The 17,504-nt window shown below is 73.0% G+C and carries 14 protein-coding genes; 9 read left to right on the top strand and 5 right to left on the bottom strand.

Annotated elements, in window-relative coordinates; translation table 11 throughout:
• The first annotated feature begins 2 nt into the window (after positions 1-2).
• Positions 3-1,052, top strand: a complete 1,050-nt coding sequence (trpD, locus tag ACLQ3F_RS11065; protein WP_357202841.1) for an anthranilate phosphoribosyltransferase — start codon at positions 3-5, stop codon at positions 1,050-1,052.
• 271 nt (positions 1,053-1,323) lie between these two features.
• A complete protein-coding gene (locus ACLQ3F_RS11060) occupies positions 1,324-1,524 on the top strand; it encodes a hypothetical protein (RefSeq protein WP_425848428.1) in 201 nt (66 codons plus the stop codon).
• A 130-nt stretch (positions 1,525-1,654) separates the two neighbouring features.
• On the opposite strand, the gene ACLQ3F_RS11055 is transcribed toward ACLQ3F_RS11060, so the two are convergent.
• Both ACLQ3F_RS11055 and coxB read right to left on the bottom strand, forming a co-directional pair.
• Entirely contained in the window at positions 1,655-2,080 is a 426-nt protein-coding gene (locus ACLQ3F_RS11055) for a cytochrome c oxidase subunit 4 (RefSeq protein WP_355007746.1), read from the bottom strand.
• 9 nt (positions 2,081-2,089) lie between these two features.
• Positions 2,090-3,061, bottom strand: coding sequence for a cytochrome c oxidase subunit II (gene coxB / locus ACLQ3F_RS11050; RefSeq protein WP_425848426.1), 972 nt, complete (start codon positions 3,059-3,061; stop codon positions 2,090-2,092).
• A 230-nt stretch (positions 3,062-3,291) separates the two neighbouring features.
• On the opposite strand from coxB, the gene ACLQ3F_RS11045 reads away from it, so the two are divergent.
• Together ACLQ3F_RS11045 and ACLQ3F_RS11040 are read left to right on the top strand one after the other, a co-directional pair.
• The gene (locus ACLQ3F_RS11045) at positions 3,292-4,443 is read left to right on the top strand and encodes a cysteine desulfurase family protein (protein WP_425848424.1); all 1,152 of its coding nucleotides are present in this window, start codon (positions 3,292-3,294) and stop codon (positions 4,441-4,443) included.
• On the top strand, positions 4,440-4,673 hold the full coding sequence (locus ACLQ3F_RS11040) for a sulfurtransferase TusA family protein (RefSeq protein WP_425848422.1): 234 nt from the start codon (positions 4,440-4,442) through the stop codon (positions 4,671-4,673). Before ACLQ3F_RS11045 ends, ACLQ3F_RS11040 begins: the two co-directional genes overlap by 4 nt.
• 373 nt (positions 4,674-5,046) lie before the next feature.
• Here the strand turns inward: ACLQ3F_RS11040 and ACLQ3F_RS11035 are convergent, their stop codons facing one another.
• From ACLQ3F_RS11035 to ACLQ3F_RS11025, 3 genes are all read right to left on the bottom strand, one after another.
• The gene (locus ACLQ3F_RS11035; protein ID WP_355007749.1) at positions 5,047-6,027 is read right to left on the bottom strand and encodes a carbohydrate kinase family protein; all 981 of its coding nucleotides are present in this window, start codon (positions 6,025-6,027) and stop codon (positions 5,047-5,049) included.
• Between the two features lie 187 nt (positions 6,028-6,214).
• Entirely contained in the window at positions 6,215-6,583 is a 369-nt protein-coding gene (gene erpA / locus ACLQ3F_RS11030; RefSeq protein WP_091407494.1) for an iron-sulfur cluster insertion protein ErpA, read from the bottom strand.
• Positions 6,584-6,765: 182 nt separating this feature from the next.
• Positions 6,766-7,905: a glycerate kinase gene (locus tag ACLQ3F_RS11025; RefSeq protein ID WP_425848723.1), complete on the bottom strand. Its 1,140-nt coding sequence runs from the start codon at positions 7,903-7,905 to the stop codon at positions 6,766-6,768.
• Positions 7,906-7,973: 68 nt separating this feature from the next.
• Between ACLQ3F_RS11025 and nadA the strand changes: the two genes are divergently transcribed.
• From nadA to ACLQ3F_RS11000, 5 genes are all read left to right on the top strand, one after another.
• Positions 7,974-9,173: a quinolinate synthase NadA gene (nadA, locus tag ACLQ3F_RS11020; RefSeq protein ID WP_357202858.1), complete on the top strand. Its 1,200-nt coding sequence runs from the start codon at positions 7,974-7,976 to the stop codon at positions 9,171-9,173.
• Positions 9,174-9,373: 200 nt separating this feature from the next.
• Complete coding sequence (gene murA, locus ACLQ3F_RS11015; protein WP_247669761.1) at positions 9,374-10,741, top strand: UDP-N-acetylglucosamine 1-carboxyvinyltransferase; 1,368 nt, start codon at positions 9,374-9,376, stop codon at positions 10,739-10,741.
• A 113-nt stretch (positions 10,742-10,854) separates the two neighbouring features.
• Positions 10,855-11,448, top strand: coding sequence for a DUF3043 domain-containing protein (locus tag ACLQ3F_RS11010; protein WP_355007751.1), 594 nt, complete (start codon positions 10,855-10,857; stop codon positions 11,446-11,448).
• 174 nt (positions 11,449-11,622) lie between these two features.
• Entirely contained in the window at positions 11,623-12,183 is a 561-nt protein-coding gene (locus tag ACLQ3F_RS11005; RefSeq protein WP_357202862.1) for a helix-turn-helix domain-containing protein, read from the top strand.
• Positions 12,184-12,566: 383 nt separating this feature from the next.
• The gene (locus tag ACLQ3F_RS11000) at positions 12,567-17,480 is read left to right on the top strand and encodes a WG repeat-containing protein (RefSeq protein WP_425848420.1); all 4,914 of its coding nucleotides are present in this window, start codon (positions 12,567-12,569) and stop codon (positions 17,478-17,480) included.
• Positions 17,481-17,504 lie beyond the last annotated feature (24 nt).

The following is a 17,504-nucleotide window of genomic DNA, read 5'->3' as shown; positions in this document are numbered from 1 at the left end:
CCATGGGCGATCGGACCTGGCCGCACCTGCTCAACGCGCTGCTGCGCGGTGACGAACTCTCCACCGCCGACACCGCCTGGGCGATGGACGAGATCATGACCGGCTCGGCGAGCGCGGCGCAGATCGCCGCGTTCGCCGTGGCGCTGCGGGCCAAGGGTGAGACGCCCGCCGAGCTGGCCGGCCTGGTGGAGGCGATGCTCGGTCGCGCGGTCCCGGTGGCGCTCCCCGAGGAGCTGCGCCGCACCGCGCTCGACGTGGTGGGCACCGGCGGTGACCTCGCCCACACGGTGAACATCTCCACGATGACGGCGCTGGTGGTCGCCGGCACGGGCGTCCGTGTCGTGAAGCACGGCAACCGGGCTGCCTCCTCCCTGTGCGGCACCGCCGACCTGCTGGAGTTCCTCGGCATCCCGCTGGATCTCGGCCCGGAGCAGGTCGCCCGCTGTGTCGAGGAGGCCGGCATCGGGTTCTGCTTCGCGGCCCGCTTCCACCCCGGGATGCGGCACGCCGGCCCGGTCCGCCGCGAGGTGGGCGTGCCCACCTTCTTCAACTTCCTCGGCCCGCTGACCAACCCGGCCCGCCCCCGGGCCGGCGCGGTCGGCTGTTTCGACCTGCGGATGGCCCCGGTCATGGCCAGCGTGTTCGCGGCCCGCGGCGACTCGGCGATCGTGATGCGCGGCGAGGACGGGCTGGACGAGTTCACCACCGCCGCCCCCACCCGGATCTGGGCGGCCCAGGGCGGCACCGTACGCGAGGTCGTGCTGGACGCGACGGACCTGGGGGTACCCCGGTCCACCCTGGCGGACCTGCGCGGCGGTGACGCCGCGTACAACGCGGGCGTGGCTCGTCGCCTGCTGGCCGGCGAGAAGGGCCCGGTCCGGGACGCGGTGCTGGTCAACGCGGCGGCGGCGCTGGCCACCCAGGGCCCGCTGGACGGCGACCTGACCGAGGCGCTGCGCGCCGGCCTGGCCCGTGCCGCCGAGTCGATCGACTCCGGCGCGGCCGCCGCCACCCTGGACCGCTGGATCGCCACCGCCAACGCCGCCGCCTGACCTCAGCACCACCGGACCCGGCGGCGCCGTCCGCAGGCGGAGTCTTGGGTGTGATCACCTCGGATTCCTTGAATCCGTGGTGTCAGGGCCGCTCCAATGCCCCGACGTCATCGAAGTCGAGTGGATCACGCGCGGATGCCGGCGAGCGGACGACGGTGCGCGGAGATTTGTCGGACCCGTCTGGGAAACTACAGCTGAGTAGTTTTCTGCTGCCGTCGGTGTGTTGCTGTCGCATCCGGGGGCGGTTCGCCTGACGTGAGAGGAGACGCCCGTGTCGCACCGCGATCTCTACTGCGACGTCTGTGAGGGCGTGGCGCCGTTCGAGCCGCCGCCCTGCGTCGACGGCCACGGCACCGACTGTCCCGAGCTGATCTGCACCGGCTGCGGCGCCGCCGTGGTGGTCAGCGCGTTCGCCGTCCCGGTCACCCGGTTGGCCGCCCGCCGCCAGCCCGCCCACCGCCGCGCCGCCTGACCGCAGTCACCGCCCTACCGCTGCACCGCAGCCCACCCCGGGCGGGGTGGCGCATGACCGAAGGCCCGCTCCCCCACTCGGGGAACGGGCCTTCGTCATGCCGGGTCGGTCGCGACGGCGACCGGGTGGGTCAGTGCTCGGCGGTACGCCGGGTGCCGCTGTAGTACTCGAACAGGAGCCCACAGGCGGAGAAGACGACGGCCAGCAGGCCGGCACCAATCAGCCAGTACTGCCAGAACACCAAGCCGAGCGCGGCGATCGCGGCGGCCAGCGCCAGACCGAACGGCCAGTAGCTGCCCGGGCTGAAGAAGCCGACCTCACCAGCGCCGTCGGCGATCTCGGCGTCCGGACGGTCCTCCGGGCGCAGGTCGATGCGGCGGGAGACGAACCAGAAGAAGCCACCGCACATCGAGCAGAGCAGGAACGACAGCAGCAGGGCGACGGTGCCGACCCACTCGATGCCGCCCGACGCACCGTTCGTCCAGGCACCGTAGAGGATGGTGGCGCCGAAGAGGAACCCGGCGATGATCAGGAAGATACGCCACTCGGTCTTCATGCGGCTGCCTCAGCTTCCCGTGCGGGCCGGAACGTCGTCCGGGTTGAAGTTGTCCTGCGTCCGCCGCGTGTCGAACGGCTGCGTGGTCGTCGCGTACGGCTGCTCACCGATCGCCGACAGCGCATCCTGGGTGGACTTGCCGCCCTGCTTGGCCGCGAGGAACTGGTCGTACTTCTCCGGCGAGACCACCCGCAGCTCGAAGTTCATGAACGCGTGGTAGCTGCCGCACAGTTCGGCGCAGCGCCCGACGTAGGCGCCCTCGGCGTCCAGGCTCGAGACCTCGAACACGTTGCGGATCTTGCCCGGCATGACGTCCCGCTTGAAGAGCAGCTCCGGCACCCAGAACGAGTGGATGACGTCGCGGCTGGTCTCCTCGAACCGGATGGACCGGTTGGTCGGCAGCACCAGCACCGGGATGACCTCGCTGGTGCCGAGCGTCGACGCGGTGGTGCGGGCTTCCGTGCCCTGGCCGTCCCGGTAGTTGAACTGCCAGTTCCACTTGAACGCGACGACCTCGACCGTGACGTCCGGGTTCTTCGACAACTTGTCGACGTCGGTCTGCACGATCGCCGTGTAGTAGAAGAGCACGGAGACGATCAGGATCGGCGCGATGGTGTAGAGGAACTCCATCGGCATGTTGTAGCGGGTCTGCACCGGCAGCGCGTTGCCACGCTTGCGGTAGCGCACGACGCACCAGAAGATCAGGCCCCACACGAAGACGCCGACCGCGAGCGCGGCGATGCAGGAGGCGATCCACAGGTCGTACATCCGCTTGGACTCCGGCGAGATGCCGCCCTGCGGCCAGCCGAAGCCGTGGAACGCCTGACCGACGTCACAGCCCGTGAGCAGAACCAGCAACGCCACGCCACCGAGACCGAGCCCGGCCAGGCGACCAGCACCACGCCCCCGGCGTCCACCAACCCCTGGGGAAGCGCTGTGCCGTACGGCCGACGGCCGTACCTCCGAACTCCTTGCGACCACCTGGTCCTGCCTCCCTAGCGCGCCGCGGTGCGTCTTTCCTCAGCACCCGCGGCAAAGGCGTCACCGACGGTCGCAGATTACTCGACCATGACGGACTCGGCCGTGGTGGGGTCACTGTCCGACCCCCATCGGGGGGATCCTAGGCATACCGCCGCGATAGCGTCTTGGTCTGTGAGCGCGAGGAGTGAGCCGGGGTCGCGAGCCCCGCAGCCGCGAACGAAGGCAGGTCTGTGAGCGCATCCCCGGTCTACCTGGACGCGGCGACCGCCGCGCCGATGCATCCGGTCGCGCGGCAGGCTCTGCTGGCCGCGCTCGCCGACGGCTGGGCCGATCCGAGCAAGCTGTATTCGCAGTCCCGCCGGGCCCGGCAACTGCTCGACGCCGCCCGCGAGGCCACCGCGGTGACGCTCGGCGTCCGCGCCGATGAGGTCTCCTTCACCCCCAGTGGTACGACCGCGGCCCACGGCGCCGTCCTCGGCGGCCTGGCGGGGCGACGCCGGGTCGGGTCGACGCTGGTGCACTCGGCGATCGAGCACTCGGCGGTGCTGCACGCTGCGGAACGGCACGTCGGCGCTGGCGGGACGGCCGCCGCGGTGCCGGTCGACCGGTTGGGCCGGCTGGACCTGACCGCGTGGTCGACCGCCGTTCGGGCCCCAGGGGTCGCGCTGGCCGCGTTGATCAGTGCCAGTCACGAGGTGGGGACGGTGCAGCCGGTCGCCGAGGCGGCTGCGGCCTGCGCCGACGTGGGTGTGCCGCTGTACGTGGACGCGGCACAGTCGGTGGGCCGGGTGCCTCTGCCGGCCGGCTGGTCGGTGCTGACGGCGAGCGCCCACAAGTGGGGTGGGCCGCCCGGCGTGGGGGTGCTGGCGGTCCGCAAGGGCACTCGCTGGGAGTCACCCTGGCCGGCCGACGAGCGGGAGAGCGGCCGTACCCCAGGGGTGGTGAATCTGCCGGCGGTCGTGGCGGCGGCGGCGAGCCTGCGGGCGGCGGCGGCCGACGCGGCGGCCGAGGCGACCCGGTTGACCGCCCTGGTGGACCGGGTCCGGGAACGGGTCGCGGCGGAGGTGCCCGACGTGGAGGTGGTCGGCGATCCGGTGCTCCGGCTCCCGCACCTGGTCACCTTCTCCTGCCTGTACGTGGACGGGGAGGCGTTGCTGCACGCCCTGGACCGGCGGGGCTTCGCCGTGTCGTCCGGTTCGTCCTGCACGTCGTCCACGTTGCGTCCGTCGCACGTGTTGGAGGCGATGGGGGTGCTCTCGCATGGCAACGTGCGGGTCAGCCTGCACCGGGAGACGACCGACGCGGACGTGGAGCGGTTCCTGACCGAGCTGCCGGGGATCGTCGCCGGGCTGCGCGCCGAGGCCGGGGTGGTGGGGCTGTGACGACGCCCGACGAGGTGATCGACTGCCGGGGGCAACGCTGCCCGCTGCCGGTGATCGCTGCGGCCCGACGGATGCCCGAGGTCCCGGTCGGCACTGTGGTCCGGGTGCTGGCCGACGACCCGGCAGCGGCGGTCGACATACCCGCTTGGTGCCGGATGCGCGGCCAGGAGTTCCTCGACTCGGTCACCGGCCCGGACGGCCCCGCCTACGACATCCGCCGAACCCTGTAACCCACGCTTCCGCCGCGCCCCTACCCCGCACCCCCGCACCCCCGCACCCCCGCACCCCCGCACCCCCGCACCCCCGCACCCCCGCACCCCCGCACCCCCGCGTCGATCATGGAGTTGTGGTGGTGGACAAAAGCTACATAAGACGACTATCCAGCCACCACAACTCCATGATCGACGCGGGCGGAGGCGGGGCGGCGCGGGCCGAGCTCCGTCCCCACACCCCCGCCCTACCTCACCCTCGCGATCTTGCAGTTTCTGCGGGGACAAACGTGCGCAGAAGCCGCGAAACGGCGACAGAAACTGCAAGATCGCGGGGCCAAGGCCGAGGGGCGAGGGGCGGGGCGGGGCGGGGCGGGGGGCGAGGGCTGGGCGGCTACGCCGGGAGGAGGTGGGGGCGGACCTCTTCTGCCGCGGCGTCACCGTAGGACTCGGCGAGGCGCTTGACGAACAGGTCGCGGCGGACGTCGTACTCCTGGGTGCCGACGGTCTCCAGGACCAGCGTGGCCAGCAGCGAGCCGACCTGGGCGGCGCGTTCCAGGCCCAGGCCCCAGGAGAGCGCCGTGAAGAAGCCGGCCCGGAAGCCGTCGCCGACGCCGGTCGGGTCGACCGCCCGGATCTCCCGCGCGATCGGTACGTGGATCGGGTCGATGCCGCGCCCGGCGATCTCCACACCGTGCTTGCCCAGCGTGGTGACCCGCACCTTGACCAGGTCCAGCAGTTGGTCGTCACTGAGCTGCGCCTTGCTCTGCAGCAGCGACTTCTCGTAGTCGTTGGTCATCAGGTACTCGGCGCCTTCGATCAGCGCCACCACGTCCTCGCCGGGCATCCGGGCGAGCTGCTGGGACGGGTCGGCGGCGAAGGCGTACCCGCGGGTGCGGCACTCGGCCGAGTGGCGCAGCATCGCCTCGGGGTCGTTCGCGCCGACCAGCACCAGGTCCAGGCCGCCGAGCCGGTCGGCGACCGGGGCGAGCTCGATGTTGCGGGCCTCGCTCATCGCACCGGCGTAGAACGACGCGATCTGGCACATGTCGGTGTCGGTGGTGCAGACGAAGCGGGCGGTGTGCGCCACCTCGCTGATGTGCACCGAGTCGCAGTCCACACCGTGGCGCTCAAGCCAGGAGCGGTAGTCGGCGAAGTCGGCGCCGACCGCGCCGAGCAGCACCGGGCGAAGCCCGAGCTGACCCATCCCGAAGGAGATGTTCGCCGCCACGCCGCCGCGGCGGAGCACCAGGTCGTCCACCAGGAAGGAGAGGGACACCTTGTGCAGTTGATCGGCGATGAGCTGGTCGGCGAAGCGACCGGGGAAACTCATCAGGTGATCGGTGGCGATCGAGCCGGTGACGGCGATCTTCATGTCAACCCTCAGGGTCGGGAGCAGGGCGCGGTCAGCCTACCGGGACGGCAACGCGATGGTCACCGCTCGGTCGGACACCGGCAACCAGCCCGCCACGGCCCGCTCCGGGGCCGGTGCGACAGCCGACCGGTACGGCGATGGGGCCGTCCCGAAGAACGGCCCCATCGTCGCTGATGTGTGGTGTGACTCAGTTGAACGAGTCACCGCAGGCGCAGGAGCTGCCCGCGTTGGGGTTGTCGATGGTGAAGCCCTGGGCGTCGATCCGGTCGGCGAAGTCGATCGTCGCGCCGGACAGGTACGGGGCGCTCATCCGGTCAACGACGACCTCGACACCACCGAAGTCGGTCACGACGTCACCGTCGAGCGAACGCTCGTCGAAGAAGAGCTGGTACCGCAGGCCGGAGCAGCCGCCCGGCTGCACGGCGACGCGGAGCCGCAGGTCGTCGCGGCCCTCCTGCTCGATCAGGGCCTTGACCTTCTGCGCTGCGACGTCGGTGAGGACGACGGAAGTAGGGGCCTTGGCCTCGGTCGACTCGGTCTGCGCTGGCGTGGTCACGTGGAAGTCTCCCTGCGCGGTTTGGGTCCGGACGCACTGGCCAACGTCGCGCGTCGTCCAGTGATTCCCGGTTGTGGTCCTCAACCGATCGTACGCCGCCTTGGCCGGGCCCACCCGCGTGGCGTGACCCCCGCCGCAGGTCGCCCCCGGTCGGGGCGGGCGCACGCGGGCGGCCGGGACGTTCAGCGGCTCCACTGCCGGGCCAGCCGGGCCCCCAGCTCGCGCAGCCCCTCGGCGGGCCGGCTCAGCGCCGCGTCGAGCCCGCCGCGCTCCTCGCCGCCGAAGTGCTCCACCAGGCTGTACGCGTCGGTCACCCCGGCCGAGGCGGCCTCCCGCCGGCCGGTGCTCACCTGCCCGGCCACCACCACGCAGGGCACCCCCCGGTCGCGGGCGGCGCCGGCCACACCGGCGACGACCTTGCCACGCAGCGACTGGTGGTCGAACGACCCCTCGCCGGTGATCACCAGGTCGGCGCTGTCCAGCGCGGCGTCGAGACGGGTGGCCCGGGTGACCAGGCCGATCCCCGACTCGCAGTCGCCGCCCAGGGCGAGGAGCGCCGCGCCGATGCCGCCGGCGGCCCCGCCCCCGGGCAGCGCGCCGAGCCCCGCCGGGCAGCCGGCCAGGTCCTTCTCCAGCACCGCCGCGAAACGCTCCAGGGCCGCGTCGAGCAGTAACACGTCGGCGCGATCGGCGCCCTTCTGCGGGCCGAACACGTTGCTGGCGCCGTGCAGGCCGAGCAGGGGGTTGTCCACGTCGGTGGCCGCGACCAGCCGGACGCCACGCAGCCGGGGCGCGCCGTCCAGCGCGTCGACGGCGGCGAGCGCCGCCCCGCCGTACGGCAGAGCGGCGCCGCCCTGGTCGAGGGGGGTCACGCCCAGCGCGGCGAGCATTCCGGCGCCGGCGTCGTTGGTGCCGGAGCCACCCAGCCCGATCACCACGGTGCGGGCACCGCTCTCCACCGCGGCGGCCACCAACAGACCCAGCCCGTACGAGGTGGTGGTCTTCGGGTCGCGCTCGGCCGGGGAGAGCAGGTGCAGCCCGCACGCCTGCGCGCTCTCCAGGTAGGCGGTCGAGCCGTCGGCGGTGAGCAGGATCTCACCGGCCGCCGGGCGGCCCAGCGGGTCGACCGTCGACACCGGCACCAGCCGGCCACCGAGGGCCTCGGCGAGCACCTCCACGAAGCCCGGTCCGCCGTCGGCGAGCGGTCGGATCAGCAGATCGTCTCCGTCGGTGACGGTGCGCCAACCGGCGGCGACGGCGGCGGCCACCTCCGGTGCGGACAGGGTGCCGGCGAACTTGTCCGGGCAGAGCAGCACGCGCATGCCGAGCAGTGTGGCAGCCCACACCGAGCGAGGCTGCGTCGCGCTCGCGCTGTGGGACCATGGGCTACGTGACTTCGACCTGGGTGGAACCCTCCAACACGGCGACGGCTCTGCTGCTGCTCGGCCGGGGCAGTGACCCCGACACCGAGCGCGGTGTCGAGTGTCCGGGCGACCTGCCGGCGCCCAGCGATCCGGATCTGGTGGCCCGTGCCACCGCCGCGAAGGCGAAGCTGGGCAGCAAGGTCTTCGTGCTGGGGCACCACTACCAGCGCGACGAGGTGATCCAGTTCGCCGATGTGACGGGCGACTCGTTCAAGCTGGCCCGGGAGGCCGCGGCCCGCCCGGACGCGGAGTACATCGTCTTCTGCGGCGTGCACTTCATGGCCGAGAGCGCGGACATCCTCACCACGAGCACCCAGCGGGTGATCCTGCCGGACCTCGCGGCGGGTTGCTCGATGGCCGACATGGCCGTGCTGGGCCAGGTCGAGGCCGCGTGGGACACGCTGACCGAGCTGGGCATCGCCGGCGACACGGTCCCGGTGACGTACATGAACTCCTCGGCTGACATCAAGGGTTTCGTGGGCCGCAACGGCGGCGTGGTCTGCACCTCGTCCAACGCCAAGCGCGCCCTGGACTGGGCCTTCGAGCAGGGGTCGAAGGTGCTCTTCCTGCCGGATCAGCACCTGGGCCGTAACACCGCGGTGCTGGAGATGGGCCTGTCGCTGGACGACTGCGTGCTCTACGACCCGCACAAGCCCGGTGGCGGGCTCACCCCGGAGCAGCTGCGCGACGCCAAGATGATCCTGTGGCGGGGGCACTGCTCGGTGCACGGCCGGTTCACCCTGGAGAGCGTCAACGACGTACGGGAGCGGGTGCCAGGGGTCAACGTCCTGGTCCACCCGGAGTGCCGGCACGAGGTGGTCACGGCCTCCGACTACGTCGGGTCCACCGAATACATCATCAAGACCATCGAGGCGGCTCCGGCCGGCTCGGCGTGGGCGCTCGGCACCGAGCTGAACCTGGTTCGCCGGCTCGCCCTGGCGCACCCGGACAAGCAGATCATGTTCCTGGACAAGGCCGTCTGCTACTGCTCGACGATGAACCGGATCGATCTGCCGCACCTGGTCTGGGCCCTGGAGGAGCTGGTAGCGGGCCGGGTGGTCAACCAGATCACGGTGGACGCCGACACCGCGCACCACGCCCGGGTGGCGCTTGATCAGATGCTCGCGCTGCCCGGCGCGGACACCCCGCCGCCGACGGTGTCCTGATCACGATCCGTAGCGCTCTTGGTACGCAAAAGTGCCGGATCACCGATTAATGCCACACACGCCGATGTGACCGAGTCCTTTTTCGTCACCGAGGGCTATGCTGCCCAAGCGACGACACACGCGAGCCGTTTCGATGTGGCCGCATCCGGGGTAGCGAGGACGTTCAGGCACCCCACCATCAACACAGCAGCACCGACGCGCTGGAGGTTGCGTTGACCGACGACGTCCTGGTTGTGCACGGAGGTACTCCGCTCGAAGGGCGGATCCGCGTGCGCGGCGCGAAGAACCTCGTTTCGAAGGCGATGGTCGCCGCGTTGCTCGGCGACAGCCCGAGCCGGCTGTTCGACGTGCCGAAGATCCGCGATGTCGAGGTGGTGCGAGGTCTGCTCGGCCTGCACGGCGTCAAGGTCACCGACGGCACCGAGGACGGCGAGCTCGTCTTCGACCCGGCGAACGTGGAGAGCGCCAGCACCGACCAGATCAACGTGCACGCCGGTTCCAGCCGGATCCCGATCCTGTTCTGCGGCCCGCTGCTGCACCGCCTCGGGCACGCGTTCATCCCGGATCTGGGCGGCTGCCACATCGGCCCGCGTCCGATCGACTTCCACCTTCAGGCGCTGCGCGAGTTCGGCGCGACTGTCGAGAAGCGGCCCGAGGGGTTGCACCTGTCCGCGCCGAACGGGCTGCACGGCACCAAGTTCGCCCTGCCGTACCCGAGCGTCGGTGCCACCGAGCAGGTGCTGCTGACCGCCGTGATGGCCGAGGGCGTCACCGAGCTGCGTAACGCCGCGGTGGAGCCGGAGATCATCGACCTGATCTGCATCCTGCAGAAGATGGGCGCGATCATCAAGGTCCACACCGACCGGGTGATCGAGATTCAGGGCGTGCCCAAGCTGCACGGCTACACCCACCGGCCGATCCCGGACCGGATCGAGGCGGCGAGCTGGGCGGCCGCCGCCCTGGCCACCCGTGGTCACGTCGAGGTCCTGGGCGCTCAGCAGGCCGACATGATGACCTTCCTGAACATCTTCCGCTCGGTCGGCGGCGAGTACGAGGTCACCGACGCCCGCGCGCCGAAGCTGGGCGACCCGGGTCAGGAGGGCGGCATCCGCTTCTGGCACCCGGGTGGCGAGCTGAACGCGGTGGCGCTGGAGACCGACGTGCACCCCGGCTTCATGACCGACTGGCAGCAGCCGCTGGTCGTGGCGCTGACCCAGGCGCGCGGCCTGTCGATCGTCCACGAGACGGTCTACGAGCAGCGGTTGGGCTACACCGAGGCGCTCAACTCGATGGGCGCCAACATCCAGGTCTACCGGGACTGCCTCGGCGGCACGCCGTGCCGCTTCGGCCGGCGCAACTTCAAGCACTCCGCAGTGATCGCCGGGCCGAGCAAGCTGCACGCCGCCGACCTGGTCATCCCGGACCTGCGGGCCGGGTTCAGCCACCTGATCGCGGCGCTCGCGGCCGAGGGCACCTCCCGGGTGTACGGCGTGGACCTGATCAACCGGGGCTACGAGGACTTCGAGGCGAAGCTCGCCGACCTGGGCGCGCACGCCGAGCGTCCGTAACGTCGCTCACCCATCGTTCGGCTACGACGGCTCCAGGTCGCGCTGCGACCTGGAGCCGTCGGTCGCTGTACCGCGATGTGCACCGGGCGCGGACCGTTGGCTACCCTTGCCGCGTGCCGTCGCTCTTTCGCCGCAAGTCCACCGACCTCGTCGACGAGGCCGTTACCTCGGTGACCCCCGAGGAGACCGCTGAGCGTTCCCGGGGTTACACCCCGGCCAAGGGTCGGGAGACGCCCAAGCGGCCGACCGTCGGCCGTCGGCCGGCCGGCCCCACGCGTCCCCTCACCAAGGAGGAGGAGCGGGAGCGCCGCCGGCAACTGCGCGCCGAGGCGGCGTCGGAGTTCCGCCGCGAGGGTGGCCCCCGCGACCGTGGCCCGGAGCGGCTGCTGGCCCGCAACGTGGTCGACTCCCGGCGTACCGTCGGCACCTGGTTCTTCGGCGGCGCGCTGATCGTGCTGGTCGGCTCGAACGCCGCCATGCCGCCGGTGGTCCGGCTGATCTCCAACGTGCTCTGGGGAGCGCTGGCGCTGGGTGTGGTCGTCGACTCGGTGCTGATCTGCCGCAAGATCAGCAAGTTGGTCCGGGAACGCTTCCCGAAGACCGACCAGCGGATGGGCTCGCTCTTCCTCTACGCGGTCATGCGGTCGATCACCTTCCGCCGGATGCGCGCTCCGGCGCCCCAGGTCAAGCTGGGCGACAAGGTCTGACCCGCGGGCGGGCCGTCCCACAGCTCCACGATCCTCGCACCATCAGCGAAACTGCTGCCTCAGACATCTGCGAGGCAGCAGTTTCGCCGTAACTGCGCGGATCTTGTCGTGCGTTCTTCATGCTGAACGGGTCGTTGTTCGACAGACCGAACATGTGACCAATGGAGCGAAGGCATGCCTTCGGAACCGGCTGCCCCCCTGGCCACCATCGCCGCCGCCCTACGCCGGGAGCGGGAACGGGTCGGCATCTCGCTGACCGAGCTGGCCCGCCGAGCGGGGGTGGCCAAGTCCACCCTCTCCCAACTGGAGTCGGGCACCGGAAACCCGAGTGTGGAGACACTCTGGGCGCTGGGCGTCGCCCTCGGTGTGCCGTTCAGCCGGCTGGTGGAGCCCGTCGACGACGGCGTACGGGTCATCCGGGCCGGGGACGGGCCGCACGTCCGCTCGGAGCAGGCCGACTTCAGCGGAACGCTGCTCAGCGCCGGTGCGGCGCACCTGCGCCGGGACGTCTACCTGATCAGGCTCGAGCCCGGCGCCGTGCGGGCCGGGCCCGGACACACCCCGCGCAGTATCGAGCACGTGGTGGTCGCCGCCGGACGGCTGCGGGTGGGGCCCGAGGCGGCACCTGTCGAACTCGAACCCGGCGACTACGCCACGTTCCCCGGCGACGCCCCGCACCGTTACGAGGCGCTCGCTCCCGGTACGTTCGCCGTCCTCGTCATGGAGCACCCCTGAGCGACGAGGGCGATACCGCCGCAGCCAGGTGATCCTTGAGTGCGGTAAGGTCGGAGTCCAGATTCGCTTATAGGACCAAATGTCCGAAACCAATGGGATAACGTTTGCGCCGGTGGGCGGCACCACAGTGGCGGTGAGCGAGCCCACGCCGTTACCCTCCATCCGCAGCCACGGCCTGCCGGAGCGGCGATCTGACCGGCGCGTGCGGCCCCAGCGCGACAATTTGCAACGAGGTGACAACGCGTGAGCGAGCGGACGCGAGCCGGCCACCGGGGCGTGGCAGGCGGCGACCGGACGCCCAGCGGTCACCCGACGGCGGCTGCGGACACCTCGCCCCCGGCGAGAATCGGCCGAGCGGCCGGGTGTGGCGACGGGCTCGGCGGATGAACGGCCGCTACACCGACCGGTGGTCAGACCCGAACGAACCGTCCTGGGTGGTCGAGCCGACCACCGAGTGGCACCCCCAGTTCCCCGGCCAGCGTTACGCCGGCGACATCGGCATGCCGCACCAGCCACCACCGCGCGGACGCGCGACGGTGTCCGGCCGCGCCGAGGTGCCGCCGCTGGCGCCCACCCGCCCGGACGGCACCTACCTCGGCCGGTCCTGGTCCGACGAACCACCGGCGGAACAGGCACCTCACGGCCGTTCCTGGGCCGACGACGAGCCGGGCGAGGCGTCGGCCTACAGCCGACTCCGCAGCGACGAGCTCGCGGCCGACGCGTCCGCCTACGGCCGGCCCGACAGCGCTGACTCCCGCCACTACGACCACGAGCCGTACCGTCGTCCGCTGCCCGAGCCACCCCGCCGCGACGACCGCCGCTCGCCCGAGTCGGACCGACGTACCGCCTGGTCCGACCGACGCCCCGCCGACGAGCGAGGTCCCGCTCGGGAAGCCGCCTGGCATCGGGACCAGCCCAACCCCGAGCGGTACGACAGCCGCGGCCCCCGGCAGGAGCCCGCCGAGCGGGATCGGGGTTACCGGGGATCTCCACCGGTCTCCCCCGCGCCCCGACCCGAACCCGGCTGGGTGCCCGAGCCGGACGACACACCACGTCGGCGCGGCACGCCGGAACGGCCCGCCGCTGGTCACGAACGGCACACCGCCGACGGGTACGGCGTCCGACCCACCCGCGACCACGACGGCCGCGTCGCCGACGGCCGCGTCGCCGACGGCCGCGTCGCCGACGGGGTCGACCCGTGGGCATCAGTGGACGGCCGCACGCGATACCGCGCCGACGGGTACCCGGACCGGGCCGCCGACGACCTGCGCCGCCCAGATCCCCGCTACCGCGCGGACGAGGGGATCGGCGCAGCGCCCTCACCCAACGGTGGGCGACGGCGTCGCCCCGAGCCGGACCTGACCGACCAACCGCGCCTCGACGACGACCGGCGGCGACCCGACACCGACCCGCACCGGCAGCAGCCCCGTGAGGCGGCGGCCCGCGCCGAGGCGTACCCGGACCGGCGATCCCGCGAGCAGGCCCGCCCGGACGGGTACCGCGACAACGGGTACCGCGACGACGGGTACCGCGAGGACGCACCCCGTGAGGACGCGTACCGCGAGCCCCGACCGCAGCCTGGCCAACGGTCGGACGGCAGTCTGCCCTGGCCAGCACCCGGTCCGGTGCGCCAGGACCGCACCTCGGACCGCACCCGGGAGCCCGGCCACCGCACCACGGACCCGCACCGCACCGACCCACACGGCAGCCCCGACCCGTACCGCAGCCCTGACCCGCACCGCACCACGGACCCGTACCGCGGCGCCGACCCGTACCGCGGCGCCGAGCCGGGCATGTCGCCGCGCCCGGCCGCCCGGCCCGACCGGCCGGCCGCCACGCCGTCCCGGCCTGACGAGCGCCCGGCGGCCACTCCGGCACGGTACGACGAGCGACAGGTACGCCCGGCCGCCACGGCGCCGCCCGCCTCCGACCGCGCCATGCCGGTCTCCCCGGAGCGGCCCGTGTCGCCAGCACCCGTCTCCCCCGCCTGGGACCGACCGGTGTCAGCCGCCCCGGCCTCCCCGCAACGACCGGTGTCGCCAGCACCCGTCTCCCCCGCCTGGGACCGACCGGTGTCAGCCGCCCCCGCTTCCCCGGAACGACCGGTGTCGCCAGCACCCGTCTCCCCCGCCTGGGACCGACCGGTGTCAGCCGTCCCGGTCTCACCCGCCTCCGACCGGCCGGTCTCGGGGCCACCCGCCGCGCGCCTGCGGTTGGAGTACCTGCCCGCGCCGGTGGACCCGCCCGGCGCCGACGAGCGCTCGGACGCCCCATCGGCATCGGGACGCCGGCCGCTGGCCGAACCGCCACCGGCATCCGGACCGCATCCCGCTCCGCCGCCGCGTTACCCCGGCCCGGACAGCCGGGACCGTCCGGCGGACCAGCGGCGCGGCGAGGAGCCGGGCCCGGACCGCCGTCGGGTCGGCGACCCGTTGGCCGGCACCCCACCGACCGACCGCCGCCCGACCTCACCGGACCGCTCGCCCCCGGCGGAGCGGCCGCAACCCGCCGATCGACCGGCCGCGCCGGATCGACCGGCCGCGCAGCAGCGCCCGTACCCACCGGAGCGACTGGCACCGACGGCGGACGCCCGTCCGTCGGTGGCCCCGCCACCCACCTGGCAGGCACCGCCGCCGCCGGCGACCCGGTCCGACCCGCCCCCGTCCGACCCGATCCCGGCGGCCCCGAAGCCACCGGCGGCGGAGGTCGAGCCGGTGCTCCCGCCGGCCCCCGGTACGCCGCGCCGCTACGTACCCCCGCCGCCCGCGGAAGAGCCGGTGGCGCCCGTTCACGAGCCGGACGACGTCCCGGGTGCCCGCGGACCGGAGGCGTGGTTCAGCCCCGCTCAGCCCGCCGAATCCGACCAGGCCGAGCCTGCGACGGACCAGCGGTCGTTCGACCAGGTCGACGACGAGGCCGGCGACCCCGACCGCTCCGCGACACCGGACGCGCAGATGTCGACGCCGGCAGCCGACACCCAGCTCGGTGTGGACGACGAGCACGCCAGCGGGTCGGCACCAGACGACGCGTTCGACCCGGTCTCCGCGCCGCCCGCCCACCCGGTCTCCGGTGCCCCGCGGCTCTGGGCGGACGACCTGGACGACGACCCGCAGCCCGGCTTCGACACAGACCCTGTGGATGGCGACCAGCCCGTCTCCGGCGTACCTGTCGTCGCGATGCCCCACCAGCGGACCGAAGCCGACCTCGACGCCGAGGGCGAGGCCGACCAGCAGCCCTTTGCCGCGTCACCCAGCGCGGACACCTACCCGGTCGAGCACGACCCGACGGACGAACTCGCGCCACCGGCCGAGCCGACGGACGCGATCGACGACCCGAGCGCGAGCCCGGCGGACGGCTCGCCAGCCGACGAGTGGCGGGGCGACGCGGCGACGCATGTCACGGCTGCGGACGACACGAGCCCGCCCGTCTCGGCACCTCCCGTCTCCGCACCGCCGCTTTCCGCACCGCCGGTCTCGGTCACACCGGTCTCCGCACCGCCCGCCTCGGTCACGCCGGTCTCCGTCCCTCCGGCCCCGCCGGTATCGGCGCCACCCGCGGCACCCGTCTCCGTGCCGCCCCTCTCCTCCGCGCCCGTCTCCGCACCGCCGGCGTCGACCGCAGCTCCGGTCTCCGCACCACCCGTCTCACCGCAGCAGTACTCCGTAGCGCCCGTATCCGCGCCACCCGCGCCGGCACAGCCGTACTCCGGAGCACCGGTCTCCGCACCGCCGGCACCCGCGGCAGAGCCCGCCTCCGCGCCACCGGCCTCGACAGCACCGCCCGCCACAGCGCCGGTCTCCGGACCGCCGGCGTCGATAGCGCCGACGTCCGCACCGCCAGCGTCGGTAGCGCCGACGTCCGCACCGCCAGCGTCGGTGGCGCCGACGTCCGCGCCGCCGGCGTCGGCCGTACCCGGCCCGAGGAGCGGCTGGGACGGGGAGCACGAGCAGGTGTCCGCGCCACCCGACGAAGCACCGCCGGTGGTGACCCGCCCGTCGCTGGCCGACCCGGGCGACCCGGAGCAGGTCCTGGCCGCGTACCGGTGGCGGTTGGACCCGGTCACCCTGCGCGAGGAGCTGACGGAGCCGGACGACCTGCGGGCCATCCGTCGGCGGCTGACCGAGAAGTTGGGCTCGGCGGTCGACAACCGTGCCCGGGCCCGGCTGCTCAGCCTGCGGGCGGTGGCCTCGCGGATCCTCGGCGACCTGGACGACGCGCTGGCCGACGGTCGGCTCGCCCTCACCTACGCCGAGGCCACCGGCGAGCTGCGCCGGACCGCGCTGGCCCAGGCCCGGCTGGCCCACGTGCTGCGCTGGCGTGGCAACTTCGCCGAGGCCGACCAGCTCTTCGCCCAGGCCAACTCGGTCGAGTTGCCCGACCGGCTACGGGCCGCGCTGCACGAGCACGCCGGGCGGTCGTGTTACGACCAGGGGCGGCTCATGGAGGCGTGCGAGCACTTCGAGAAGGCGCTCGACCTGCGCGGCGCGGGCGACGCCGAACTGCTGGAACGGGTCCGGGTCGCCCTCGACGCGGTCACCGTCCGGGCCGAGGCGGATGGCTTCGGGGCGTACCCCCGGGGTCGGGACGAGGTGCTCGACCGGGACCGGCACCCGTTGCCGGACCGGGACGGGTCGCTGTGGGGTTACACCAGCCAGGACGGCGACGTGGTCGTCCCCGCCCGGTACGCCGAGGCGCAGCCCTTCCACGACGGGTTGGCCTGGGTCCGCCGGCCGGACACCGACCGCTGGTCGCTGATCAACCTGCTCGGTACGACGGTGATCCCGCCGTCCTTCCGGGCCGCGCAGCCGTTCAGCGACGGCCTGGCGTGGGTGGTCGGCGAGGGTGGTTGGACGGCGATCGACGCGACAGGGGCGGTGCAGGTCGCGCCGAACTTCGCCGAGGTACGACCGTTCCGGCGTGGGCTGGCCGCGGTGCGGCGCGAGGGTTGGGGGGCGGTCGACCGGACCGGTCGGGTCATCGTGCCCACCCGCTACCACGGCTTCGTCACCGAGTTGGCCGACGGCCAGAAGATCGACGGTTTCACCGACGAGGGGCTCGCCGTGGTCGACGTGGCGGGTCGGCGGGGCGTGGTGGACCGCACCGGCACGGTGCTGGTCCCGCCGGCGTACCCGATGCTGGTCATCCACCCGGTGGCGTTCCTGGTCGAGAGCGACAACGGGCGGTGGGGCGCGCTGGACCGGCGCGGCGTGCCGCTCATCGATCCGGTGCACCGCGATCGCGCCGAGGTGCTGGAGGAGATCGACCGGCTACTCACCGACGCCAACCCGGTGCTCTGAGTCGCCGGTCGCCGGTGTTGATCC

It is taken from the genome of Micromonospora sp. DT15 (assembly GCF_049841475.1).
Taxonomy (GTDB): domain Bacteria; phylum Actinomycetota; class Actinomycetes; order Mycobacteriales; family Micromonosporaceae; genus Micromonospora.
Note: the sequence above shows the minus strand (reverse complement) of the source record. Positions and strands in the feature narration are given on the sequence as shown.